The sequence below is a fragment of the Chryseobacterium vietnamense genome, assembly GCF_031454475.1.
GTDB lineage: Bacteria > Bacteroidota > Bacteroidia > Flavobacteriales > Weeksellaceae > Chryseobacterium > Chryseobacterium vietnamense.
On sequence record NZ_JAVDQX010000001.1, the window covers coordinates 653,059 to 679,648 of the forward strand.

Consider the following 26,590-nt stretch of genomic DNA (forward strand, 5'->3'; position numbering starts at 1 on the left):
GGCGGGTTAAAACCCGCCTCTATTGAAAATTAAATATAAAAGATAGAAATTTTTAGTCGTTTTCCTGCTTTATATCGTTAATCAGACTACTCAATCGGGTACTTAGGCACTGTGCATGAACTTTTGCCGGTCCAATAATACTTCTTCAGTTTCCCTGTGATCAGGATCATCCACACAGCAGTCTACAGGGCACACGGCCTTGCATTGGGGCTCTTCATGAAAGCCTTTACATTCCGTACATTTTCCGGATACAATATAATACACTTCATCTGAGACAGCCGGATGATAAGCATCGGCATCATCTTCCGTACCATCAGGAAATATTGTTGGTCCTGAAAGTTTTGTTTTGTCTTTCCAGCGCCAGTCGATAGCACCTTCGTAAATGGCTGAGTTGGGGCATTCAGGTTCGCAGGCTCCACAGTTGATACAGGCATCTGTTATTTTTATAGCCATATTGTTTGAATTTAAAGGGTTTAAAAAAGGGATTTCTTCAACGGTAAACGATTGGGAAATCCCTGCTAAACTTAATTACAGCAGTTCAACACTGTTCCTTGAAAATAAGCAGCATAAAGTGTGCTATTTTTTATTTTAAATCATTAATCTGCAGCAATTTCTACCGACAGACCATCCATTTGGGCTGTAAGATGAATCTGACAGGCTAATCTGCTGGTAGCTTTGGAAGTAAAAAGTTCTGATAATAAAGCCTCTTCAATATCATTTTTTTCCGGAAGATGAATCGTTTCACTCAGAATAAAGCAGTGACAGGTGGCACACATAGCCATTCCTCCGCACATGGCTTCCATAGGCAATTCGTAGGCCTTGCAGATATCTTTAAGGGTAAGCCCCATTTCTAACGGACATAGTAAAGTGTGTGCAGTACCGCTTTGGTCTATAACAGTAATGGTAATTTCATTCTCCATAATCCTCAGTCAATAATGGTGATTTTTTTAGAAGTTGCAATGCTGATAAGCTTATCAAACTTACCGGAATACAGATCTGAAATTTGAGTGGACTGATCAGCATTAAATAATGATGACCTCACAATCGGAACGCTGAATGGCAGTGGCCAGGCGCGTAATGATTTGGCTATAGAATCCATAGCATTGATGCCCTGCATGGCCTGCAGACCATCTGCCCAGCATACCAGTCCTACAGTTTTATCAGTGAGATAAGGCTCGTACCTGTTGGCGGTTACTTCAAGCCAGTCCAGGCAGTTTTTCATCACTCCCGGAATACTTCCATGATAAAGAGGAGCCAGCCAGATATGCAGATCAGCATCAGTGAACATTTGGGTCATTCGTTCTACCGCAAGAGGTGTTTTTGTAAGGGTAACATCGAATAAAGGAATGCCCGAATCAGCAAGTGTAAAAATATCAGTCTGAATTCCCAGCATTTTCATACGTTCCGAAAAATAGTCCGAAATCAGTCCCGAAGTAGATAAAGTTCTTCTTTCCAGTGACCCGTTAAATATAATTGCTTTCATTATTTATTGTTTAAAAATTACTTTGGGTAATCCTATTTCACCATACATCAGTGTTTTGACCAGAGGTTTCAGTAATCCAGCCGCCAATAAATACAATGAAGGATCATGATGAGTACTTGCCCGGACAACCACTTTCTGATTTTTATACTGTTTCAGGTCAGCGTAGATGAGACGGCGTTTCCAGAGATCAAGGAGTACCGTTTCTGCATTGTTTAAATCTGCATAAGACGCATAAGGAGACAATTTTTCCATAATCAGCATATAGGCCCAGGGTGGAATGATCGCATCCGTAGAACAGATGATTGCTACTGCTTTTTCATTGTATACAGAAAAATCCACTGTAGCAATTGATTCCTTAAATTCTTTCTCCTTCACAATCATTCCCATGAAAAGATGATCTCTGATATCCAGTTCTACAATTTCCGTAGTCGGTTTGTAGTCTGAAAGGTCAAGGGCAATAATGCCTGAAGCCTTTGCTTTATTGATAAAATTTTCCTCAGTCATAGTTTACTTACTTTCAGTGTTACTTATCTTACTTTTGACAAAGCTTCTTCATATTTTCTTTCAACTGCCGACCAATCCAGTACAGACCAGAAAGCATCCAGATAATCTGCACGTTTGTTCTGATAATTCAGATAATAAGCATGTTCCCAGACATCTATTCCAATAATCGGGAAACCTCTGTTCATCGAGAGAATATCCATCATCGGATTGTCCTGGTTAGGGGTAGAGCTGATGGCCAGCGATCCGTTGAATTTTACAAATAACCACACCCATCCGGAACCAAACTGTGACAAACCTGTCTTCTTCATTTCTGCTTTGAGATTGTCAAGGCTTCCGAAAGTAGCTGTGATGTCATCATGAAGCATACCTTCAGGAATGAGCTTAGGTTGAGATGAAAGAGTTTCCCAGAATAAAGAGTGGTTATAATGACCTCCGCCATTGTTTCTTATAGCCGGACTGTATTCACTTATCCTCTGCAGTAACGAATCAAGGTCGGGATTAACTTCATTGGTTTGTGCCAATGCAGCATTCAGATTGTCTACATAAGCCTGATGATGTTTCTGATGATGAATGGTCATTGTTTCTGTATCTATAAAAGGAACCAGAGCATCGTAAGCATAAGGTAATTGTGGTAATGTAAATGGATTCATCGTATATTTTTTTGATTACTATGACACAAAGGTAGAAATATATTTTAATAAAACAACTTTTAGGTTGTTTTATTGCTTTCGTGCTTGGAATAAATAAACCATTGTAAATCTTTGTTTTAACCTTTGTTTTTTTGAGGTTATAGAAAATGACTATATTTGTTGTTGAAAAATAAAACAACCAAAATATTGTCAAATGAAGAAGCCGGCTGTGGATCGTATTCTGATGTTTTTAAAGATGAGAGGTGAGGCTACATCACTTCTTATAGCTGAAGAATTGTCCATCACCAAAGAAGGGGCAAGGAAGCATTTACTGAATCTTGCTCAGGAAGGATTGATCTGGTCTTCGGTGAAGAGCGAAGGAGTTGGCCGTCCGTCTACATACTATACGCTTACTGAAAAAGGATTGGCCCAATTTCCTGATACCCACGCCGATGTTACAGTTCAGATTTTGAAATCAGTAAAAAATCTTTTGGGTGAAAATGCATTGGATTTATTAATCAGTGACAGGGAAAAAAATACCCATGAACGGTATGAAAAAGTACTTTCAAAGGCAAAATCACTGGAACAGCGTCTCGAATCTCTTTCAAAAGTCCGTAGTGAAGAAGGCTATATGGCAGAATGGAAAAAAGAAGGTGAAGACTATTTTCTGATTGAAAACCACTGCCCGATATGTGCAGCCGCAAAAGAATGCCAGGGTTTCTGCCGTGCAGAACTGTCCAATTTCCAATCGCTGATAGGAAAGGAGTACACAGTGGAAAGAATAGACCATATTATTTCCGGAGGGCAGCGCTGTGTTTATAAAATCAGTCAATAATTCATGATTTCATAACCTAAATTATTATTCAAAAGATGGCTTTAAAAGCAGTAATATTTGACATGGACGGTGTATTGATCGACTCAGAAAAATTCTGGACTCAGGCAGAACTGGATGTATTTTCATCCTATGGCGTTAAGGTTACGGATGATCTTGCGGCACAAACCAAATATATGACCACCCAGGAAGTTACGGAATTCTGGTATGAAAGATTCCCTTGGGAAAATTTTGATTCATCCGATCTGGAAAATAAAGTGGTTACAAGAGTAATCGAAATGATTCAAGACCAGGACTGTACAATGTCTGGTGTGCAGGGGTTTATTACAAATCTTAAGAATAAAGAATATAAAATAGGGTTGGCTACCAATGCTCCTTTGCGGGTAGCCCATGTGGTTCTTGAAAAATTGCAGGTTCGTGATCTGTTTGATACCGTTCACTCATCAGAATTTGAAACTCAGGGAAAACCTCATCCGGCCGTATATCTTAGTTCTGCAAAAAATCTTGGAGTTTCCCCGGAACACTGCATTGCAATTGAAGACAGCCCATCGGGATTAAAAGCTGCAAAAGAAGCCGGAATGCAGACTGTAATTTTCACCAATGATGATGAAAGCATTGATTCTGATCTTGCTGACTTTAAAATATTGAACTTTGAAAATGCTTTACTGACGGTGTTTGGAGAATAGTGAATCCGTTTCGCTGTGAATTTTAATACTTTATGATTAACACAACCCCCGAATCCCGAACCCCGCTCTCAATACCTCGTCAAAACCTCCATCAACAACAGAATAGAGACCAGTTTCTTGGAAGACTGATATTCCGGATTCAGTTGCTCACGGATTTCTCCTAAAGCTTTGCTTAATTTATTACTCACCGTCTTGTTGCTTATTCCCAGGGCTTCTGCTGTTTCGTTCACAGACATATTTTTCCTGATTCTCATATCGTAGACCTGCTGCTCCGTTGAGGGAAGCCGGGAAACTACTTCATCAATCATGGTTAACAAAGTACTGATCTCATTTTCTTCAAGGATTTCAAAATAATCGGAATCTGCTATTTCAATTTCATTCGGAATATCAAACTCGTCAATACTCAAAGTAGGAGGTGCTTTCTTGTAGCTGTTATAAAAATCAATAATCCGGTAATGAAGATGACGGAGAAGGTAGCCTTTGGCACTTTCTGTATCATCGGTTTGTATGGCATCCGTATTCTCAAGAATCCTGATCCATAGGTTCTGGAGGATTTCTTCAGAGGCTTCCTTATCCCGTGTCCGTATAAAAACAAAGCGATACAGACTATCCCAATACCGGTCATACAGCAGCATAAATGCAGGACGGTCGCCTGATTTTATTTTCTTTAATAATATATAGTCTGTTGGGCTCATATTGTGATACAAAATTACCTAAAGGAAAATTAACTTTTTGTGAACTTTGGGTATGATAAGATTAAATATTTCTGAAAAGCAGGGGTCAAATGGGATGTTAATGTTGAGTAAATGTGAAATATGATGAAAATTATTAACAATTTGGTTGTAATGTGAATATAACGTTAAGAATACCGCGGGGAAGTTTTTCATTTTCACTGTCTTATAGATAGAAGTATCTGTGAATACATGAAAGACCTTATGAAAAAACGTTTAACATCTAAAAATATTGAAGCCTTTGTTTTCAGACTTTGGGAACGGGAAGTTACGGAAGACTCAATTTCTGAAAAAGAAAATGAACTTTTAAAACAATGGAAGAATCTTGCAGAAAAAGATCTGGATATTCTTCATCTTAAAGAATCGGGAGAGAGGATATTATCCGGACTGGAACATTACTTTTCTCAGCCAGCCCATATTCCTATCCAATCGGCAAAAAGCTTTAGAACACATCTATATAAAATAGCTGCAGTTATTATTCTGCTTTTATCATTGGGAGGAATTTTTACCTACACTATGTTCATTAAGCCGGATGTTTATCTTGCAAAATCCGTAAACCGTATTGTTCATCTTGAAGATGGATCTACAGTTACTCTTTTGCCAGGGGCAGAACTGACGGTAGAAAAATCTTTTCCTTCGTCTACAAGAGTTGTGGATTTGAAAGGAGATGCAATATTCTCTGTGGCAAAATCTAAAATACACCCTTTCATTGTCCGTGCGGATGGTTTCAGTACCAAAGTATTGGGGACGGTATTTAAAATTTCACAGTCAGGGAAGAAAAAAGCGGTTGATCTTTATGAAGGGAAGGTGGCTGTTTCTTCACCGGGTGTTCCTGTTTCTTTCCTCAAGCCGAATCAGAAGTGGACGAATTTCGGAATTGCGCATACTACAGCAATTATTTCATTGAAACCTAGGAAAAACTCAGTTAACAAAGCTTCCGCAATATTGTCTTTGAGCTTTAACGATGTTCCTCTGAAAGAAGTAGTAGCAGTACTGGAAAGCAATTATCATACAAAGGTTCAGTATCCTAAGGAAGCTGAAGATAAGAAGATTACTGCTGATTTCACTGGCGGCACTGTTGGTGAGAATATTGAATCACTGGCCTTCATCCTGGGATTGGAAGTACAGAAAAAAGAAAACACCTATATCCTTAAGAAATAAATCATTATTCAAAAAAAATTAAATAATCATAATCAAGAGAACACTATTAAGTATGAAAAGTTTGAAATGTGGGATTACCATAGCAGCCTTATTTTTTACTGTAGCCGCAGAAGCTCAGGAGCTGGTTCAGAAAGTAACATTTTCTGTACCTGCCAACAGACCGTTAATTGAAGTTTTAGAAGAGTTTGCCGGAAAGACGGGGATGAGACTGGCTTATTCCAAGGTAGATATTAAAGAGCTGAAGGTAAGAGGAGTGAAATGCGAAAATACTTCTGTCAATAACTGTCTGAAGGATATTACCAACGGACTTCCTGTTGTGTACCGGCTGCATGGTGACCTTATTTCGATAAAATATGAAAGTTCTACTATTTCCGTACTGGGAAACGGAAAAATTTCCGGTAAAATTGTGGATGAAGTAGGAAATCCCATTACCGGAGCGGAAATTACTGTTGCTCAGAAAACTGTGATCACAGACAATAACGGCGATTTTACCATCGATCTTCCTTCGGGAACTTATAATCTGACCATAAAAGCTCCTAAATATAATACGCTGAGAGTAGAAAAAATATCCGTTACGAACAAAGAAACGAATGCTGTTTCATTTGCTTTAAACAAGGCTTCTGATAAAATTACAGATATCAAAGAAGTTGTAATTACGGCAGCCCGTAAAGCAGATACTCAGGCAGGACTTCTTGCCCAGCAGAAGAAGGCAGCCCAGATGAGTGATGGTATTTCCGCAGAGCAGATTTCCAAAACACCGGACAGCGATGTGGGAGGAACTTTGAAAAGGGTAACGGGAATCACTACCATTGACAATAAATATGTAGTGGTAAGATCCATGGGAGAGCGTTGGAACACCGCCGCCATGGACGGGATCAACCTGCCAAGTACAGAAGCCTATAATCAGAACTTTTCATTTGATATCATTCCTACCGCCATGGTAGAAAGTGTAGTGGTCAGCAAATCTGCAACACCCGATATGAATGCCAGTTTTGCAGGAGGTTATGTAGAAGTAAGAACCAAGGATATTCCCAACGAAAATTTTACAACCGTAACATTGGGAACTTCTTATAATGACCAGTCAGCATTCAAAGAGTTTCTGACCCGTCAACGAGGAAAGTATGACTATTTCGGGTATGATGACGGAACAAGGGATTTTCCCAAAGGACTTGAGCCGATGAACTGGACAGATCCAAGATTTTTTGAACAATCAAGACAGTTTACCCATGATAATTTCAGTACTTATAAAACCAGAGGGGATATGGGATCTAATATCCAGCTGGCATTAGGAAGAACTTACGCCCTTAAAAACAATAATAAGTGGGGCTTTGCCGGAGCATTTGTCATCAGAAATGAGCAAAATAAACTGGAGATCGACCATACGGGAAGAGGAAACTGGCTGGATACCACAGGGCCTTATGTTGCCGACTGGGAAACAAAAGGAGTAGCTCCAATACCATTTTATAATTTTAAAAACCAGGGAGCTTCCTATAATTATAACTCTACGTTGGCGGGGATGCTCAATTTTGGACTACAGCTAGGGAAGAACAGAATTTCCTTCCGTAATTCGTACACCCATATTTTTGATAATACATTAACAAGAGTTACCGGCTGGAATGAATATACAACTGGAAGTTCAATGGCTTCCAATGCAGAATTGGCCTATAATTATTTTTATAACGGAATCATCCCCAATAATGATCCTGCTCAGATCAAAAATTTAGACAGACCTTATACTGATAATACCAATTATCCCATTTTTCAGACCCTTTTGCAGAATAAACTGGAAGGAAACCATAAAATAGGCAATACAGAAGTCAGCTGGTTTGCAGCCAGAACCGGGATAACCTCTGATACAAAAGATTATACACAGTATCTTACTCTCTATGATTTTATTGGAAGTGAAATTCTTACGTACCACAAGATTTATAATACCGGAGGAAATTTTTACAGAGGATACATCGCCAATAAAGAAACCGATTACAATTACGGAGCTTCAGTGAAGTGGGATCAGGATTTCGGAAGTTTTAAAAATACGTTGAAAACAGGATACGCAGGAACATTAAAGAATAATACCAACCAGCAGCAGAAATTCTTCTTAAGGGTAGACGAAAACCGTGATGTTCCGAATAGTGAAAAAAATTACCTGACAATGTATGGTACGCTTGCGGACTGGTTCAATGGATCTCACTATATTCCGGGAGGTATTGGGTGGGAAACCAAGGCATTGTATAAAAATGATAAATATGAAGGAGAAGTAAAACAGCATGCTCTTTATGTAATGTTTGATAACCGTTGGAAAAATAAATTAAGGTTGGTATGGGGAGTTCGTGCAGAATATTTTAAGTATGATCTTATTTCCCAGCAATTGGATCCAAGTGATACAAAGAACGTTGAAAGGGCGGCCATTGAAGATAAACCGTGGCAATGGATGCCTTCTGTAAATTTTACTTACAGCCCTACGAATAAAATCAATTTCAGGCTTGCCTATAATAAATCTGTAATTCGTCCGCAGTTTAATGAAAGAACAGGACTTCCTTATTTTGACCCTGTTGCCAACGGTTTGATTTATAATACAGAAATGACCTCTTCTGTCATTAATAATTATGATTTCAAATTCGAATGGTTTCCCGGCCTTGGAGAAATATTTTCGGCAGGACTTTACTATAAAAATATAGACAGACCCATAGAACGCGAAGGGCATATTTCAAGTGAAGGGAATCTATATCTCTATAACGGTAATTCAAAAAATGCAAAGCTTGCAGGAGTTGAGGCAGAGGTTAGAAAGAATTTAGGATTTATTGCTGGAGGAACTTTTCTGGAAAAACTTTTCATAAGCGGAAACTTTACCTATAATCATACTAAAGTAATTGCCTTTAAGGATATCTATAAAACGGGTGACAATGATGAAACCTATGAAGTAAAACGTCCTCTGTTCGGGCAGACTCCTTATGCCTATAATCTTGGATTGACCTATGATGGCGACCGTTTGGGACTGAGCTTTTTATACAATGCAAAAGGCGACCAGTACATTACCGTCGGGTATGCGTACAAAGGGGAAGAAATACAACGCCCTTACGCCGTAGCAGATGCACAGATCTCCTATAAATTTCTCCGGAATAAAAACCTTGAATTAAAATTCAATGCAAGAAACTTATTCAACAGGGTGAAGGAATATTATAATAATTACAATTCCTACGCAATACCGCTGGGATTGGGTAGTGCAATCGGAACGGAACGCGAAGCCTGGGGACTTTTGCCTGGTGCAACAGACAGGTATGATAAGAATATTGATAAAATTATGTTTCGGGCTTACAGCGGAAGAATGTTCAGCCTCAGTGTGAACTATATGTTTTAGACAGAGAATATGCCCAGTACAACAATAGAAAGATATCTTAATTATAGAAACGTACAGGTTTCGGGAACCTGATCAAAACTGAAAGATACTGATGATGCGCACAGCAGTACAGTTCTGAAAAAACCGGACGTTAACAGCTTTTCCCAGGCATTAACGGACCTTATGGGAACTCCCGCAATGCAGCTCCTCCTGCAGCGATGGGATGAACACCAAAAAACAAATCGAAGGAATAGAGAGGAAGATATTCCTGAATAAAAAACTGATCTGGTATAAAAATAACACAACCGGATTTATTAAAAATTATAACAATGAAAAGACTAACTCTAATTGCAGTGGCAGCATTATCTCTTACAGCTTGTCAAAACGATCAACTGGCAGATTCATCTTCTCCATTCGAAATGAAATCTACTTCTGCTGAGTACCTTACAGCTTCTGCTCTTCCGGTAACTACCGTAAGTGGTGCTATTACTTCAAATACTACATGGAGTGGAGTAGTTGAATTAGATGGAATTGTAACGGTAAAAAATGGTGCTACATTAACAATTCAGCCTGGAACATTCATTAAAGCCAAACCAAGCACAAACAATACAGCTACAGGAGTTTTGGTAATTTCTAAAACAGGAAAAATCAACGCAGCGGGTACAGAAGCTCAGCCGATCATTTTCACCAGCTACAAATTGTTAGACGGAAACGAAGATACAACAGCGGCTCCTGGAGACTTCGGTGGTGTTGTTATATTAGGAGATGCGCCTACAAACACTCCTTTCACAAAAACAATTGAAGGATTATCCGGTTCTGATTTCTATTACGGAGGTACCAATGCTTCTCATAACGGGGGAACATTGAAATATGTACGTATCGAGTTTGCGGGATACGATCTTTTAGCTCCGAATTCAGGTAATGAAATCAACGGTCTTACGTTAGGAGGAGTAGGAAACGGAACTACTTTGGATCATATTCAGGTTTCTTTCGGAAAAGATGACTCTTTTGAATTCTTCGGAGGTACTGTAAACGCTTCAAACCTTGTTTCTTTTGCTGCAGATGATGATAACTTCGACTTCGATAACGGATATACAGGAACAATTACTTGCGCATTAGCTTTGGCAGATTACAACTCTACACACAGTCTTAGCGGAGCAAGCCCTGATTCTAACGGTATCGAGCTTGATAACAACGCAGAAGGTTCTTCTACAACATTGTTGACTCATCCGGTGATCAACAACCTTACGATTGTTGGTTCTAAAAACTCTACTAAAGGTGCTTTGTATGAAAACGGTATCCATATCAGAAGACACGGAAGATTAACATTAAATAACGCTGTAGTTACAGGATATCCTGTAGGAATCAAAGTGGAAGGAACAGGTTCTGAACTTTCTTCGGCTTCAGCATACAGCACAATTCAGGTTCATGGATTTACGACTTCAGTTACGGGTACAGGTACAGCAGGAATCCCTGCAGCTAACCTGGCGACTGGTACTCCTGCATCTCTTTGGGGTATGAGCCAGCCTTTCTTCAACGAAGGTGGTTGGAATGTATCTCCAAGAAACTGTGGAAACTTCCAGGGACTTTGGACAAAATACAATTTCTCTATTGTAGAATAATAAAAAACTTTAAAAAGCAGGGAACAGCTTATGCTGATTCCTTGCTTTTACTTCAAAATTTTAATCATCAGTATTATGAAAAAAATAATTTTATCATCTGTTCTGTTTTTATCTCACCTGGCTGCAGCACAGTCTCTGGTATGGGGAAATTCTTTTGATACTCCTGCCGATCTGCAGGGATGGACCTTTCATGACCTTAACAGCAATGGCAATGGATGGATACAAGGAGAGAACATCTATCACAACGGAACTGCTTTAGCCTATGGAACTGCCGGCGTTTTACGCCATTCTATAAGTTTGGTCCCAAGTGGAAGTGCTACTGGATTTGCTACCGAAAATGACTGGATTATTTCTCCTCAGATTGATCTTACCAATACTGCAGGAACCGTTACGCTGGCCGCCTATATCGGGAGACAGAGATCTACTCATACGATTGTTGCCAGAGAGCTTTTTATCTATGTAAGCATACCGCAGAAAGAAGTTCCTACGTTGTCGGACTTTCAGGCGATGACAGTAGATGCAGAGGGAAATGATGTTCAGAGTATGTATAAAATACAGGTAGGTGATTCAGCCAATCCTTTTCCGGCTGATCTAACCCAGTTTGTAGAATCCCTTGTTGATCTTTCTGCTTTTGCCGGGAAAAAGATCTATATCGGAATGTGGTCAAACAGAAAAACAAGTGGAAATAATGTCCAGAACATTAATATTGATGAAATAGGAATTTACGCTACTTCATTTTTGGGAACTAAGGATGTAAAAAACAACAAAATTATAACACAAATAGCAGAAAATCCGGTAAGAGAATCTTTACAGCTGCAGCTTAACCCGGCATTGAAAGAAAACATGACGTCAGTTTCTATTTACAATGCAGCAGGACAAAAAGTATTAAACTCTCAGTATTCTAAAGGTATTAATATAGCTGGTCTTATATCCGGATCTTATATTGCAGAAATTACAGATGGAAAGACTACGGAAAGGCTGAAGTTTATTAAAAAATAATCATTCTATCCCCTTAGAATCTGATTTTAGAAACACCATGAAATTTTAATATAAAAGAATGGATACTCTTTGAAAGGCTATCCAGATATATCCAACTAGTTTTTTTATAATTATATATTGCCCGGCTCATGGGCCGGGCAATATTTTTAAGTTTTTACAAGAAATAATTGAAGAAAGATGAATAAAATCTTCGCATTACTACTGTTTTTTACTGTACTTTTCTCATGTACAGACAACAATACGATGGAGCTGTATGATACTGTACAGAAACCCGGAGAAGTTAATATCAAAGGATTTTCCAAACCTGATGTCATTCAGTTGAGGTTTAACGGACAACCTGTATCTATTGATGGAAAAACGTCTTACACCAATAAAATAGAAACCCAGCTTCAGTTTGTTCTGGATCAGGGAGAAATCAATAAATTGTCTGTCTACAATAATGAAACAGGCGCTGAAATTGCAAAATACAATATTACATATGACAATATAAATGATTATAAAAACCTGTATTTCTTTAATCTCCCCGGAATTTATCTGCAGACCTATGCGGTAAAACCCCAGGTGAATCTCGGGAAGGTAGGTTTTGAATTTATTTTTCCCAATCTTGGCGAATTTTCCGGAACGCCACTGAAAGATGTGAAAGGTGTTCTGAAAAGAGAAAATGGAGTAGTGCTTGCTGAGTTCGATACCATTGGAAAAGATAATTTTACGACAGTGAAAATCTATAGTTTCTTCAGCTCAACAGCTCCTGTATATCTCGAATTATACAAGCCGGGAACTACAGAGCCTTATGCAGGATCTAAGATGATTCAGGTGAAACTAAAACAGCACACAGGAGCTAATATGATTGTCCTTCAGGAAAAAATGGAAAACGGAGAATGGGTGGTAAAAGGAGATATTGATGTATCAGAATATCTGTAATTACGTATGAAAATCTTTTTAAAACTTCAGTGTATTGCTATCGCAGTCTTTCTTATTTCGTGTACGAATAATAATGACGAAAATGCACCCGTCTTTCCGGAAGGAAGTACAGAAAGTGTAAATCTATGGGTTCAGGACAGCATGAAACGCTATTATTACTGGGCAGATGAGATGCCTGCAAAGCCGGATTATAAGCTTCCTGTAAAAGATTTTTTCAAAAGTCTGCTATCTTCCAAAGATCGGTTTTCTTTCATGGTAAATACTGAAGATTCTTCTTCGTATCCACGCTCCATAAGGAATATGTACGGTTTTGATTATACCATTGTTCAGCTGGCTAATAATGAAGTGGTTACTGTAGTGAAGCTGGTGCTTCAAAATTCTCCAGCTTTCAATGCAGGGCTGGAAAGAGGAATGATCATTACCAAAGTGAATGGAAAAGCAATGACCGCTGCTAATGCCGAAGCAATGGCTTCATCTATTAAAGATCAGACCGTTGTAGAACTTACCGTTGGAAAGTGGCAAAACGGTGGCGTTACAGATGAAAAAAATATTACCGTTTACTATGGTTTCTCTTTTGAACAGCCAGTTTTAAGCAAAATCTTTGAAAAAAACGGTAAAAAAGTGGGCTATCTGTACATCTATGATTTTCCTGACGGAATGACACAGACCTTGTACCAAAAGTTCGGGGAATTCAAAATGGCCGGAGTACAGGAACTGATTCTCGATCTTCGTTATAATTATGGAGGTTCGGTGTCTTCAGCTGCGACACTGTGTTCATTGATTCCTTCAGGATTATCATCCGGTTCACCATTCATTATTTTTAAAGGAAATAAAAATGGAGGTGAAGTAAAAAGAACTTTTGCCCAGCAAATTGCCTATGATCCCAAAGCGCTGGACTTTACAACGTTGCGTACTAATGCATTGGGATTACAGAAAGTATTTATTCTCACATCGAACAGTACAGCTTCTGCCGCTGAAATTGTGGTGAACAATCTGAAACCGTATATGCAGGTGATTCAAATGGGAGATACCACACTGGGGAAAGATATGGCAGGATTTGTAGTGGAAGATAAACGTAAACCCAGAAAAATTTCGTGGCAGATTCATCCGGTTATTTATAAAGTATTTAATGCCAGCGGAGCCGGAGAATACAGCAGTGGAATTTCACCGCAGATCATTGTTAATGAATATGCAGAGTTTCCCTTATTACCTTTGGGGGATCCTAATGAAACCCTTATTTATTCTGCTCTTAACGGAGGTTATTTCAAATCGGCAGGGTACGAAAAGAATGGAAAAGTTAAGATTGTATATCAGAGTGATGTGCCCCCGGTGATGATGGAAAAATAATTTGAATGAAAAAGACAAAGAAAGAAAATGAATGTCAATATTTTAAACCATTAAGAAGCTTGAAGAAATAAAGTACAGTTAAGACCAATCATTCTGATTTTAAGTTAATGCGAAGCTTATCTTCATCATCTTAGCACCTTAATACCGTCTTAATGGTTCAAGAAAAAAAATTAAAAGATTTATTTAATAGTAAAAATAATATATCGAATAGTAAAAGGATAAAACCTTTTTGTCCTTTTACTTATTCAGAAACACCATAAAATCATAAAATCATGCAGGGAATAGAACCAAAACTTCACATGAACCTGACCAGCCGTATTGAATATTACCGTCTGCTGATAGAAGCTGCGGAAGATCCTGAAAGCCACCCTTCGGAGGTGATGACCCAGATTTCAGAACTGGGGCATCTGTACGAGGAATATCTGCTTAATAAAAAAAATCTGGAAAACAGCATCAAAAATTACCGCGCCTATCATAACGATCTGAGGAAAAAACTTACATCAAGGCTGCGCGAGCTCAGAAGGAAGGCAAGACAGAAATAAGACCGGAATGTAGTTTATCAGTTGATTTTACAGTGAAATTCATACCTTTATAACATCAAGAAGAACGATGAAGGACTTATGAATTTTACTCAGGCAGAACTTTCCGGTTATTTACAGATGTTTTGGCAGTTTTCATGGCCGGAATGGATTATATTCAGCCTGATCGCTAATATTTGTCTATATCTGTTTTCTATAGGTTTATATATTTTTATCGAAAAAACTTGCCGAAAAAGTCAGTTGCAGGAAAAAAATCATCCTGTTACCAGATCCGACTTTTATCTCAGCTTTCTTACCATAGTATGTAACAGCTTTGTTATGCTTTTGGGAGCTTTCTTATGGAAAAACGGATGGATACTGCTTGGACAGACACAATCCGTACTTGGAATAATAACCGAAGTCGCTGTTTTACTGCTTTTAATGGATCTTCTGATGTATTTCTTCCATTTTACAGCGCATTTACCTTTCCTCTATAAAGTGCTGCACCGAAAGCACCACGAGCATATCAGTACCAATTTTTTAAGCCTTTTTGTTCTGCATCCTTTGGAAACCATAGGATTTGGACTGATGCTGCTGGTTTTACTCGTAGGATATAACTTTTCTATAGTTTCTATTTCCATTTATCTTTTGCTGAACCTTATCTGGGGAACCATAGGGCACCTGAACAGGGAATTTTTTCCGGCTTCTTTTGACCGCTTTTTTGTGGGTACAACCAGGTTTCATAATCAGCATCATTTGGATGAAAGTAAAAATTTCGGTTTCTATACATCTATCTGGGACAGAATATTTGGAACCTATAAGTAAGAGCAGGGTATTACAGTTTTATTTCATTCAAAACTTTACCCAGCAGATAATTAAAATTTTCCAGTTCTTTAGAACTAAGGATAGAAGCTGTCTGCCGTGTAATATTCTTACGGAATGTCTCTGAATTTTCTATGATAAATCTTCCCTTATCCGTTACTGAAAGATTGAATTTTCGATGATCTGTTTTCTCCTGCTTTCTGATAATAAAATCATGGCTGATCAAAAATTTCAACTGTTTTGAAATGGCTGCCTGGCTGATATTAAATGCAGTAGATATTTCTCCTCCCGTGGCTGTTCCTTTTCTTAAAATAAATTCAATGATATTATAATGAGCTGCAGTGACTCCGTTAATATCGCCCCGGTTCATGTGTGCCAGAATGAGACATTGGAAATCCGTAAATGTGTTAAAAAATTCTTTTTCAATAGGTTTCATGATAAATATACTTAACTTAGTTAATTATTAACAAAGTTAAGCATTTTAAATATGGAAAATATAGAAATTACCAATGCCCGGCAAAATAATCTCAAAAATATTTCCATAAAAATTCCAAAGTACAGGATCGTGGTTTTTACGGGAGTATCAGGATCCGGAAAATCATCTTTGGTTTTTGAAACCATAGGAGCCGAGGCACAGAGACAGATTAATGAGACGCAGAACAGTTTTATCCGAAACCGTCTGCAGCATTATGGAGTTCCGGATGTAGATAAAATTGAAAACCTTAATGTTCCTATCATCATCAATCAAAAACGGCTGGGCGGAAATGCAAGATCTACGGTGGGAACGGCTGCGGATGTGTCTGCTTCCCTGAGACTGCTGTTTTCGAGGATGGGAGAGCCGTTTGTAGGATATTCTAACGTTTTTTCATTTAATCATCCTCAAGGAATGTGTCCGGAGTGTGAAGGATTAGGATTTGTGCAAACTTTGAACGTGAATACCTTGATTGACCGTGACAAATCTTTGCATGAAGGAGCTGTCCGTTTCCCAACTTTTCAGCCTGGAGGATGGCGCTTAACAAGATATACTTTGTCAGGGTATTTCGATAATGATAAGAAGCTGAAAGATTTCTCCGATAAAGAATGGGAAACCCTGTTGTATGCACCGGAGCACAAGCCTAGACATCCTCATAAAGAATGGGGGAAAACGGTAAAATATGAAGGAATTGTTCCAAGAATCGAAAAAGCATTTCTGAAAAAAGATTCTAAAGAAAACATCACAAGAAAAGATGCTTTGAAGAATATTGTGATCACCAAGACCTGCCCATCATGCAACGGAAAACGGTTAAATGAAAAAATATTGTCCTGTAAGATCGAAGGTAAAAATATTGCTGATTGTATGGAATTTTCCGTGGATGAACTGCTTGAGTTTATTACTTCACTGGATTCAAAGCAATATGAAGTTGTCATCAAAGAGCTTTCCGCAAAACTGCAGAATATCATCACGATCGGACTACAGTATCTGACTCTTGACAGAAGTACCAACACGCTTTCCGGAGGAGAGTCTCAGCGTATCAAAATGGTAAGAAGCCTTGGAAACAGTCTGGTAGATCTTTTATATATATTTGATGAACCCAGTATTGGTCTTCATCCGAAAGATCTGCAGAATATCATCACCATCATCCAGCAGATAAGGGATAAAGGAAACTCTGTTTTAATCGTAGAGCATGATCCGGATCTGATAAAAATGGCAGACCATATTATTGATATAGGGCCAGGTTCAGGAAGAAATGGAGGAGAAGTGGTCTATGACGGGACATTTAAAAACTTAAAAAATTCGGCTGGTAAAACAGGTTCTTATTTCGCAAAGAAACCTTCCATCAACGAAAAATTCAGAAAGCCGGATGGTTACCTGAAAATTAAAAATGCGAATAGGTATAATCTTAAAAATGTGACCGTAAATATTCCGACCGGAGTAATGACCGTCGTAACAGGAGTCGCAGGATCCGGCAAAAGTACTCTGATTAACCGTATTCTGCCGGAACTTTATCCGGATGTGACCATTATCGATCAATCTTTGTTTGCTGCAAGTGCCCGTTCCAATTTGCTTACTTATCTGGGAATATCAGATATTGTACGTAAGCTTTTTGCGCAGTCTAATCATGTTTCTGATAAACTGTTCAGCAGAAATAGTGAAGGAGCCTGTAAAAACTGTAAAGGTTTAGGAATAGAAAAAATTGATCTTGCTTTTATGGATGATATCGAGCAGCCTTGTGAAGTTTGCGGAGGTTCAGGATTTGATCCCGATGTACTGAAATTTACATACCATGGAAAAACAATTGCTGAAGTGATGAACCTGACGGTTTCTGAAGCCACTGATTTTTTTAAGGATGAATTTGTGCTCAGAAATTTTGATCTGATGATACAGTTGGGACTGGATTATCTGACTGTAGGACAAAGGCTGGACAGCTTTTCCGGAGGCGAAAGACAACGCCTGAAACTGACAAGAGAACTGAAAAATACCAATCAGATCATTATTCTTGATGAACCCAGCACAGGGCTGCATCCAAGTGATACCCAAAAACTGCTTACATTTTTTAAAGGTCTTGTGGATCAGAATAATACGCTGATTGTTATCGAACACAATCTTGATATCATTTCACAGGCAGACTGGATTATTGATATGGGACCCGGCGCAGGGAAATTTGGTGGTGAAGTATTGTTTGAAGGAACTCCGGTGGATCTGTTAAAAAATAAAAGATCATTCACCGCAGAATTTTTAAGGAAACATGTGCAGTAAAAATGTAGTGATAGAAACGAAAGTAGAGTCACAAAGCTGCTATGAATAACCTTCTGCTTTATGAGCCGATTGAAAATCGACTCTTTCTTAGCTTCCTAAAAATAATACGTACTGCAAAATAACCTTTGCGTTGAAGAATTCTAAAGTCTTGTTAATTAAGAACAAAAGAAGAGCATTAAGAAGAGCAACCTGTCATTGCGAACCAAAGGTGAAGCAATCTCATACTTGTAACTCAACTTAATACTCTTAAAACCTTATTAGCCTTAATGGTTTAAAATGTATTTATTTTTTGGCTTTCACCGCAGATTTGATGGCTTTCTCAACCTCTCTCCAATCATAAAAATGAAATACTCTTCCGTTGCTCATTGCAACAAAAACTCCTTTCGGAAATTTTGGACCTAAGTTAACATTTGTCACTTCAGACCCATCACTTTCCAGCGTAGAAACAGGAATTTCTGCAATTCTTCCTTTGGACTGATCTTCTCTCAAATATACATTGAAAGTATCATTCTGCTGATTGGAAACCAGAATATAGCCTTTCCCTTCAGCAGAAGGATAGATGGAAATTCCTTCCACATCAGATTTGAAATCGCCTTTTCCGAAAACTGCCAGTTCCTCATTTCCTTTTTCAGGATCAGCATAATATTTGTGAACCCCGAACTGTTCATCAGAGTAATAAATATAACCCATTTCATCATCTACAGCAATGCTTTCAATCTCTTTCAGACCACTGTATTTTCCAAATTTGCGCACAACATTTCCGGTGACGGAGCCATTTTTTTCAGAAAGCTTATACTGCCATAGATAGCCGTCAGCAGGGCCTGATTTTCTTCCCACAATGACAAATATTTCATCTGTCTCAGGATTTTTATAGAGAGAAATTCCCATTGGGCCACGTTCTGATTCTCCGTCAAATACAGAGATTTCTCCCACTTCTTTCAGGTCGGGAAGCGAATATAATTTTACTTTGTTCGTTTCCCTTTCCGTTACGGCAGCAATGTCCGTTTTCTTTCCATTTAAAATAAAACCATATTCAAGATCAACGTTGTTGGGACGTTTTAATCCTAAAACCTTATTGATGATTTTTCCGTTAAGATCAAAGGCATACAATCCTCCATCAGTATCTTTATCTGTTCCGAGGATGATGCTTTTTGAGGCATCCTGAGGATTAATCCATATAGCAGGGTCATCTGTATCATGAACCACTGTCTCCGTGATAACAGTAGGTTTTAATTTTTCCGTAACTTCTTTCTGCCCTGTACAGTTGATCACAAAAGGAAGAACTGAAAGAGCCAGTATATATTGTATGTTTTTCATGCTTATTTAAAAATCAAATTTCACTCCCATCGTAAACCTCGGTCTGTAATATTCAGCCTGAGCGGTTCTGCTGGGGATTCCCTGATAGTATCTTAACGGCTGATTGGTCAGATTATTGGCTTCTGCAAAAACTCTGAGCTTGCTCGTAATCTTGTAGGAAGCGTTGGCATCAAGGAAAAACTGTTTATCATAATAACGGTCATCAAATGCCTTGCCACCGAGCTCATCAATATAATGAGAAGCATAATTCATGGAGATTCTGGCCGAAAAACGCTTGTTTTCCCACGATAAAGATCCGTTGAACATATGAGGGGCAGCTCCCGGAAATCCTACATCTGTTCTTTCAATCCCTTCTTCATTGGTAATTCCTTTTGCTTTGGATTTTGTATAAGTATAGTTGACATAAACACCCAGTCCTTTCCAGAAAGCTCCGGGAATAAAATCGAGCTGTCTTTGTAAGGCAACTTCAAAACCATAAATATCTACATTGTCTCCGTTACGCTGCTGCGTAAATTTCCAGTTGTTCTCTCCGGCTGGAATAGGGTTGGTCTGTCCTGCAAAATCATTAGCGAAATCATTGGCTGTATAATTTCTTTTCGAATAGGTATAAATAAAATTATTCAGGTTTTTATAAAAAAATCCTCCGGAAAGAATTCCGACAGACTTGAAATATTTTTCAGCCATGAAATCAAAATTATAAGCATAGGTTGCCTTTAGATGAGGATTTCCTGCTGCAACAATTTCATCTTCTGAAATAACATTCAGATAAGGAACCAATGAGTAGTAATTCGGACGGGCAAGAGCGGTAGTAAATGCTGCACGAAGGACAAGGTCCTGCATTGGAACATACTTAAAGGAAATATTCGGAAGTACGTTTGTGTACGTATTGGTATTATTGATTTTCCCTACCAGATCTTTTTCATTCATCACATAGTTTCCGGTGTAATCAATTTGTGTTGTTTCAAGACGAGCTCCCACGATCATGGATAGTTTGTCATTAAAATCCTGATCCCAACGGATATAGCCTGCATAAATCTGCTCTTTTGCATTGTAGTTGCTGGAAAGATACTTTTCAGGTTTCAGCTTACCATTAAACAACGCAGGATTAAATAAATCCAACCCTCCAAGGAAAGAAGGATCAACGAATGTTCCCGGAACATAATTTCCCGGCTGGAAGTTCTGACCGTCAAGATGTATTGTGGGTACAGATAAGAGACTTCCCATATTGTTGACAGGGGTAAAAGCATAGAAATCATTCTCTCTTTCCTTTTTCTTCAAACGCATACGGAAACCGGTACGAAGACGTCCTTTCTGACCATCAATCACAGAGAACGGAAAACGTACATTCACTTTTGCTCCCAGCTCTTTTTCCTGTGTAAAGCTATTGGCATCCGAAAGGTCACTCAGTTTATAGCTTCCCAGGTTATCCGCAGCAAGGAGATTGAACATCGGTTTTTCAGGATTGCTAAGGTTGGGAGAGAAGTTCATCTTGCTGTTTTCAAACTCAATATAACGCTGATGAGGCTTGTCTTCACTGGCTATGGCATAGTTGACGGACCAGTCAAGATCCACTTTAGATCCTAATAAATGTTCTCCTCTTAAAGCATAGTTCTGAACTCTTTGTTTTTCCAGACGGGTATTGTCGTTATCAGCATCGCCACCTTTATTCTGTCTTGTAATGCTTCCTTTCCAGTCTGTAATCTCAGTTTCATCAGCATTGTAGACTGGCTTTATTTTATATCCTAAGGCATACCGGGTTTCTTTATCATTTCTGAAGTTGTACATTGCAGAAGCATAGATCTTGTTTTTGGAGTTAAATTCGTAATCCATATTAAGATCAAAGCTGTGTCTGATACGGTGTTCATTATAATAGCGGACTCCCATTTTACTCACGTAAACCGTTTGGGCAAGATCATTGGCCTGGCTCCATACAGGTTCTATATTATCAGAACCGAAATTGTTGTTGTTATAGGAAAAACTGAATACAGCGCCTAATTTTTTATCCAGAAATCGGTTTCCATAGACAAATCCGGCGGTGTAATTTCCTTTTTCACGGATGGGATTGTAGCCTCCGGCAACGGTTGCAGATATTCTTTGTCCGTTCGGGGAGGCTCTGGTAATCAGATTGACAGAACCTCCGATGGCATCGGCATCCATATCCGGAGTTAAAGTCTTGTTAACTTCTATGGTGGAAATCATGTCAGACGGAATCAGGTCCATCTGTACGTTGCGGTTATCTCCCTCAGCAGACGGAATTCGGTCTCCATTCAGGGTAACTGAGTTAAGATTAGGTGCAAGCCCTCTGATGATAAGGTTTCTGGCTTCACCCTGGTCATTTTGAATCGTAATTCCCGGAACACGTTTCAAAGCATCCCCGATATTGGCATCTGGAAAACGTCCGATCTGATCTGAAGAAATCACATTGGTGATATTGGCGTTATTTTTTTGCTTGTTTAAAGCTCTTGCCTGATTTTTCAGCGTAGCTCCCGAAACTACAATAGCCGCAATTGATGTTTCTTTCTTGTCGAAAATAATATTCTGACGGGTGTTTTTTTCTGGTTCTACTGTCACATTGTACTCATGCACCCCATAACCGAGATAATCAATTTTCATGGTATAACTTCCCGGAGGAACATTCAGAAATACAAAATTTCCGTGCTCATCCGAGGTTGTATATATATTTCCCGGGCTTAGAGAGATCTTGGCTCCTGGCAGGGCAATTTTAGAATCGTCATTGATGTTTCCGGACAAAGAGCCGGTTTGTGCATAGAAAAAAATAGAAGCACAAAATAAAACAGATGTAAAAATTTTTCTCACTTTTCTTACTTTTAGATAAAAATCACAACAAAATTAAACGTCTGTTTGGTAAAAGAGTTGAAGAGAAAATTAAGGTTTTCTTAAGAATTGTTAATATAGAGAGTTTTGTAAGATAAAAGATAAAAGATAAAAGATGAAAGATGAAAGATGAAAGATGAAAGATGAAAGATCTTGTCGTTAAAATTCAATAGGGGTGGGCTTTAGCCCGCCTTACATATTGTAAATAATTCTAATGGCTTAGCCCAATCCTGGAATTTCCGTTTAGTGAGAAGTACTCAATAGATCCTGCACGATAATTTTAGACTTTTCGATTAATTCATTCGATCTGTAAAGCTGGCTGGTGAGAATGGAACTTTCAAAAAGAAGATAGATGTGTGCTGAAACCATATCATTTTGAATGTCCTCATTGAAGGATTCTCTCAACTTAATTTTATGATCACGGATGACTTTGTGAATTTCGTCCTTATCTGCAGGAATCTCCGACAAAATATTCAGAAAGCTGCATCCTCTGAAGTCTTCTCTTTCATTCATGTCAATCAGGAAATCAAAGGACTTCTGAAACTTTTCCTGCAGTGTTTCTACTTCTGAGGTGAATTTTTCCAGTTCAGACACCCAGTAATCATATCTTTTATTCAGAAATTCAATACAAAGATCATCTTTAGATTTAAAGTGCTGGTAAAAACTTGCTTTGGATACCTCAGCTTCATCGATGATTTGATTAATACCCGTATTGTTATAACCTTGCCTATGGAATAGAACCATTGCTGTATTTAATATTCTTTCGCGAGGTTTGGGCATGAAATAAAATTTTTACAAATGTAGAAAATAAACGGACCAGTATGTCTGAAAAAAGTATAATTTTAAATAAATCCCATAGTATAATAAAGCTGAATAGTGAAGAAAAGGACGGTGAAAAACCATACGATATAAGGATGGTAGCTGAAATTATTCTTCAGGATGTAGTGCAACGCTTTGAAAAGCTTGAAAATTCCGATAATTCCAACGATGATAAAAACCAGAAAGGCCACAAAAAACAAATAATCTCTTGTTCCATGCTTAGTTACCTTCGTCAAATGATCAAGATAAGCATTGGCATTCAAAGTTTGTCCCAGAAACATAGCTGAGCTGATAAATATAAAAAAAGGTGTAGATGTGTAGACCGTTGTATAAATAAAAGAAAATAATAACGTCCGGAAGGTAACTGTATTCACTTTCTCTTTTTTGTACCATAATATAGCAACAGAAAATATAACAGAAGTAATATTATTCATTAAAAATATAAACAGCGCTTTTTCTACCATGCTGAGTCCCTTGATCTTCGAAATAATATTGTGCTCACCACCATAATCCATTAAAATAACGGAAACGATTACCGATGTATAAACCGAAAGTTTGATAGGAGAGAGGTAGTCGTGAAAACGTTCAGTCTCTTCTTTTTCCATCTCGTGAACAGACAAATCATAGCAACGTCGCGGGTCCTGAAACAACTTGAAGATGGTTACCGGAACTAACAATATTTCAATAATGATTTGCAGGCATAGCTTTTCAAAGCTATCGATTAATTTTTCAAACATATATGTGTATTTGTATTAGGGAACGTTTGCAATTTAATTATTTTTTGCAATACATCTCAAAAGATAATAAAAAGTGGATGACTCAGGGTAAATCATCCACTTCATTAATTATTTTAAAAAGTTTTATTACTTCTTCGGAAGCCCTTTTTTCAGTGCAATATGGGCTCTTTCTACAGCTTTTCTTTCTTTCCAGTCCATATACCTCTTTTTGTATCGGGCTTTCATGAAATTGTCAAAATTACGCTGCACAGCAAGATTCCAAAGAGAATGTGCTTTTACAGCCCAGCTTTTATCCCATGCACGCAGTGAAATAGAGAAAGATCCATCCAGATATTTCATCCAGTGCCACCAACCTGTAGGCATGAATAATGTATCACCGTGTTCCAGGAAGCACTCAATTCCCTCTATACCATCCAGGGCAGGGAATTTTTCAAAATCAGGATTGGAAATATCATAATCTTCCAGTGCATAGGTAGCGTAAGGAAGTTTATACAGACGTGTTTTCCACTTGTATTCAAATAGAAGGACATGTTTTCTTCCATTGAAGTGAGTGTGGAAAATATGAGGCATGTCGATATCGTAATGAAGGAAAGTCACAGAACCTTTACCTCCGAAAAACATACTTGGATATTTATCTAAAAATCCCCCCATAAGATTCTTTGGCGGAACATAATCGTCCAGCAGTTTGGGAGCAAATTTTATAGGGTCAAAGAAGAAAATTCTCAGATCAGTAGGCTCTCTCTGAATAAGGTCCACATAATCGCGAAATGGCATTTTCGTAGTCGGAGTATTGATAGGAGCTGCAGGATCTGCTTTGGAACTGTCATAAAGGGGAACTTCAACGTCGCCTACTACTTCCTTCATGTAATCCATCGTCCACTTTTGATAGGCGGGCCACTTTCTTGCCATATTTCTGATTACCACTGGCTTACATGGCTTTAGATATTTTTCACGGAAATCTTCTTGTGAAATGTCATCTACAATATCAATTGGTTTAAGGATTATTCCCATTCGTTCAAATTATTAAGCTAAAGTATTAAATATTTGTGACAATAAAATGGAAAGAATTAAAATTATTTGGAATTAATATAAATAAATAATAAAACACCTGTTTTGGCTTCGCTTTTTTGGAGTTATTATACGATGCCTTTATCTCCTGTTCTTTTAAAATCTATAGTGTTTATAAGGTAAAAGATAGTTGTGAAATACAATAATTGTATGTATAATTGTCGTATTAAAAATGACCATGAAACGTTTTACTACCATTATTTTTTCACTCGTATTTGTAACCGCTTTTTCACAGAAATCAACCAAAATTTTTACTTCAGATATTGATAATTTTTGGATGGCTTATGACAGCATTCAAAAAACAAATGATTATTCCACAAAGCTTGATCTTATTAAAAGACTTTATACTGATAAAGCAACAAAAGGCTTAAAAGCTTTTATGAATGCCAGAGATTATAACGATAGTGTGTATGTAAAAGCTATAGAAAAATATCCTGAATTCTGGAATTCAGTAAGACCGAATACCTTAACGATAAAAACCAAAACCAAAGAGTTGGAAGCCGGTGTTGCCAGGCTGAAGCAATTGTATCCTGAACTTAAAGATGCTGAAATGTATTTTACAATCGGTGGACTTAACGCTGGAGGAACGGTGAGCGGAAATATGGTGTTGGTAGGTGCTGAGCTTGCCACCGGAATTGGGTCTACAGAGGTCTCGGAATTTAAAGATGAATGGCTGAAGGGTATGTTTGCCAATCAGTCGCTGGATAATATCGTTTCCCTGAATATTCACGAATATATTCATACCCAGCAAAACGGAAATCAAAACAGGGTCTTAAACCAGGCCATAAAGGAAGGATCATGTGATCTGATTGCTGAACTTGTGACGAATGAATCTGCGCAAAGAAAATATATTTCTTACGGAATGGCTCATGAAGCTGAAATTAAAGCCCGGTTTAAAAAAGAAATGTTTACCGGTAATCTTGCCAACTGGTTTTATAATGGAAGACAAAAAGGAGAGGAAGCAGACTTAGGATACTACGTAGGATATGTGATCAGTAAAATGTACTACCAGAATACAAAAGATAAAAAACAGGCCATCAAAGACATTATTGAACTGAACTATAGTGATAATAAAGCTGTTGACGATTTCGTGGACAAATCGATGTTTTTTAAAGAAAAAGTCGGTACGCTAGCCAAAGAATATCAAAATCAATTACCTTATGTAGTGAAAATAGAGCCAGCCAATGGTTCCGAAGACGTCAGTGCTGATACCAAAGAACTCCGGATTACTTTTTCACAGGAAATGGTTCCTGGAAAATATTCCTTCAATTTGTCCGATAAGGGAAAAGAATATAATCCAATGACCAAAATTGCAGGGATGGAAAACAATAATAAAACTTTGCTGGTATTGGTAGGTCTTAAACCTAATAAAGAGTATGAGTTTGTCCTTACCAATAAAGGCTTTATTTCTAAAGAAGGTCATCTTCTGAAAGATGAAAAACTTCTTATAAAGTTTAAAACCGGCAATCAATAGTTTCTTCGTAT

General features: G+C 38.1%; 24 protein-coding genes. 12 read left to right on the forward strand and 12 right to left on the reverse strand.

The window, feature by feature from the left end; all coding sequences use genetic code 11:
• Nucleotides 1–102: 102 nt before the first annotated feature.
• The 5 genes from J2786_RS02910 to J2786_RS02930 all read right to left on the reverse strand — a co-directional run bounded on the left by J2786_RS02910 (nt 103) and on the right by J2786_RS02930 (nt 2,637).
• The gene (locus J2786_RS02910; RefSeq protein ID WP_047431624.1) at nt 103–453 is read right to left on the reverse strand and encodes a 4Fe-4S dicluster domain-containing protein; all 351 of its coding nucleotides are present in this window, start codon (nt 451–453) and stop codon (nt 103–105) included.
• Nucleotides 454–596: 143 nt separating this feature from the next.
• Nucleotides 597–920, reverse strand: a complete 324-nt coding sequence (locus J2786_RS02915; protein WP_047431621.1) for a 2Fe-2S iron-sulfur cluster-binding protein — start codon at nt 918–920, stop codon at nt 597–599.
• Nucleotides 921–925: 5 nt separating this feature from the next.
• Nucleotides 926–1,483 (reverse strand): NADPH-dependent FMN reductase, encoded by a 558-nt coding sequence (locus J2786_RS02920; RefSeq protein WP_047431618.1) that lies wholly within the window; start codon nt 1,481–1,483, stop codon nt 926–928.
• Nucleotides 1,484–1,486: 3 nt separating this feature from the next.
• Nucleotides 1,487–1,987 (reverse strand): DUF2480 family protein, encoded by a 501-nt coding sequence (locus tag J2786_RS02925; protein WP_047431616.1) that lies wholly within the window; start codon nt 1,985–1,987, stop codon nt 1,487–1,489.
• Between the two features lie 23 nt (nt 1,988–2,010).
• Nucleotides 2,011–2,637, reverse strand: a complete 627-nt coding sequence (locus tag J2786_RS02930; protein ID WP_047431613.1) for a superoxide dismutase — start codon at nt 2,635–2,637, stop codon at nt 2,011–2,013.
• 193 nt (nt 2,638–2,830) lie between these two features.
• On the opposite strand from J2786_RS02930, the gene J2786_RS02935 reads away from it, so the two are divergent.
• Both J2786_RS02935 and hxpB read left to right on the forward strand, forming a co-directional pair.
• Nucleotides 2,831–3,451: a helix-turn-helix transcriptional regulator gene (locus J2786_RS02935; protein ID WP_310023910.1), complete on the forward strand. Its 621-nt coding sequence runs from the start codon at nt 2,831–2,833 to the stop codon at nt 3,449–3,451.
• A gap of 35 nt (nt 3,452–3,486) precedes the next feature.
• Nucleotides 3,487–4,134, forward strand: coding sequence for a hexitol phosphatase HxpB (gene hxpB, locus J2786_RS02940; RefSeq protein WP_047431608.1), 648 nt, complete (start codon nt 3,487–3,489; stop codon nt 4,132–4,134).
• A 68-nt stretch (nt 4,135–4,202) separates the two neighbouring features.
• Here hxpB and J2786_RS02945 read toward each other — a convergent pair whose 3' ends face one another.
• Nucleotides 4,203–4,829, reverse strand: a complete 627-nt coding sequence (locus J2786_RS02945) for an RNA polymerase sigma factor (protein ID WP_047431605.1) — start codon at nt 4,827–4,829, stop codon at nt 4,203–4,205.
• Between the two features lie 240 nt (nt 4,830–5,069).
• Between J2786_RS02945 and J2786_RS02950 the strand changes: the two genes are divergently transcribed.
• The 8 genes from J2786_RS02950 (at nt 5,070) to J2786_RS02985 (ending at nt 15,595) form a co-directional block, all read left to right on the forward strand.
• Complete coding sequence (locus J2786_RS02950) at nt 5,070–6,026, forward strand: FecR family protein (protein WP_310023914.1); 957 nt, start codon at nt 5,070–5,072, stop codon at nt 6,024–6,026.
• Nucleotides 6,027–6,078: 52 nt separating this feature from the next.
• Nucleotides 6,079–9,384 carry a TonB-dependent receptor gene (locus tag J2786_RS02955; RefSeq protein WP_047431599.1) on the forward strand — a complete coding sequence of 1,102 codons (3,306 nt, stop codon included), beginning with the start codon at nt 6,079–6,081 and terminating at the stop codon, nt 9,382–9,384.
• A 308-nt stretch (nt 9,385–9,692) separates the two neighbouring features.
• Entirely contained in the window at nt 9,693–10,985 is a 1,293-nt protein-coding gene (locus J2786_RS02960) for a beta-helix domain-containing protein (protein WP_047431597.1), read from the forward strand.
• Nucleotides 10,986–11,060: 75 nt separating this feature from the next.
• Nucleotides 11,061–11,984: a T9SS-dependent choice-of-anchor J family protein gene (locus tag J2786_RS02965; protein ID WP_047433318.1), complete on the forward strand. Its 924-nt coding sequence runs from the start codon at nt 11,061–11,063 to the stop codon at nt 11,982–11,984.
• Nucleotides 11,985–12,161: 177 nt separating this feature from the next.
• Nucleotides 12,162–12,905 carry a hypothetical protein gene (locus J2786_RS02970; protein WP_310023917.1) on the forward strand — a complete coding sequence of 248 codons (744 nt, stop codon included), beginning with the start codon at nt 12,162–12,164 and terminating at the stop codon, nt 12,903–12,905.
• Between the two features lie 6 nt (nt 12,906–12,911).
• Nucleotides 12,912–14,252, forward strand: a complete 1,341-nt coding sequence (locus tag J2786_RS02975; protein WP_047431586.1) for a S41 family peptidase — start codon at nt 12,912–12,914, stop codon at nt 14,250–14,252.
• A gap of 272 nt (nt 14,253–14,524) precedes the next feature.
• Nucleotides 14,525–14,794 carry a hypothetical protein gene (locus J2786_RS02980; RefSeq protein ID WP_047431584.1) on the forward strand — a complete coding sequence of 90 codons (270 nt, stop codon included), beginning with the start codon at nt 14,525–14,527 and terminating at the stop codon, nt 14,792–14,794.
• Between the two features lie 78 nt (nt 14,795–14,872).
• The gene (locus J2786_RS02985; protein WP_052186984.1) at nt 14,873–15,595 is read left to right on the forward strand and encodes a sterol desaturase family protein; all 723 of its coding nucleotides are present in this window, start codon (nt 14,873–14,875) and stop codon (nt 15,593–15,595) included.
• Between the two features lie 10 nt (nt 15,596–15,605).
• On the opposite strand, the gene J2786_RS02990 is transcribed toward J2786_RS02985, so the two are convergent.
• Entirely contained in the window at nt 15,606–16,028 is a 423-nt protein-coding gene (locus J2786_RS02990) for a MarR family winged helix-turn-helix transcriptional regulator (protein ID WP_047431582.1), read from the reverse strand.
• A 51-nt stretch (nt 16,029–16,079) separates the two neighbouring features.
• On the opposite strand from J2786_RS02990, the gene J2786_RS02995 reads away from it, so the two are divergent.
• Nucleotides 16,080–18,329 (forward strand): ATP-binding cassette domain-containing protein, encoded by a 2,250-nt coding sequence (locus J2786_RS02995; protein ID WP_047431579.1) that lies wholly within the window; start codon nt 16,080–16,082, stop codon nt 18,327–18,329.
• A 282-nt stretch (nt 18,330–18,611) separates the two neighbouring features.
• Here the strand turns inward: J2786_RS02995 and J2786_RS03000 are convergent, their stop codons facing one another.
• The 5 genes from J2786_RS03000 to J2786_RS03020 all read right to left on the reverse strand — a co-directional run bounded on the left by J2786_RS03000 (nt 18,612) and on the right by J2786_RS03020 (nt 25,048).
• A complete protein-coding gene (locus tag J2786_RS03000; protein WP_310023923.1) occupies nt 18,612–19,646 on the reverse strand; it encodes a phytase in 1,035 nt (344 codons plus the stop codon).
• 6 nt (nt 19,647–19,652) lie between these two features.
• Complete coding sequence (locus J2786_RS03005; protein ID WP_047431573.1) at nt 19,653–22,463, reverse strand: TonB-dependent receptor; 2,811 nt, start codon at nt 22,461–22,463, stop codon at nt 19,653–19,655.
• Between the two features lie 261 nt (nt 22,464–22,724).
• Nucleotides 22,725–23,261: a TetR/AcrR family transcriptional regulator gene (locus J2786_RS03010; protein WP_047431571.1), complete on the reverse strand. Its 537-nt coding sequence runs from the start codon at nt 23,259–23,261 to the stop codon at nt 22,725–22,727.
• Nucleotides 23,262–23,323: 62 nt separating this feature from the next.
• A complete protein-coding gene (locus J2786_RS03015; protein WP_047431568.1) occupies nt 23,324–24,037 on the reverse strand; it encodes a hypothetical protein in 714 nt (237 codons plus the stop codon).
• A 126-nt stretch (nt 24,038–24,163) separates the two neighbouring features.
• Nucleotides 24,164–25,048 carry a cupin-like domain-containing protein gene (locus tag J2786_RS03020; RefSeq protein ID WP_047431565.1) on the reverse strand — a complete coding sequence of 295 codons (885 nt, stop codon included), beginning with the start codon at nt 25,046–25,048 and terminating at the stop codon, nt 24,164–24,166.
• A 235-nt stretch (nt 25,049–25,283) separates the two neighbouring features.
• On the opposite strand from J2786_RS03020, the gene J2786_RS03025 reads away from it, so the two are divergent.
• Nucleotides 25,284–26,579, forward strand: coding sequence for a gliding motility protein GldB-related protein (locus J2786_RS03025; RefSeq protein ID WP_185097539.1), 1,296 nt, complete (start codon nt 25,284–25,286; stop codon nt 26,577–26,579).
• The last annotated feature ends 11 nt before the right edge of the window (nt 26,580–26,590 follow it).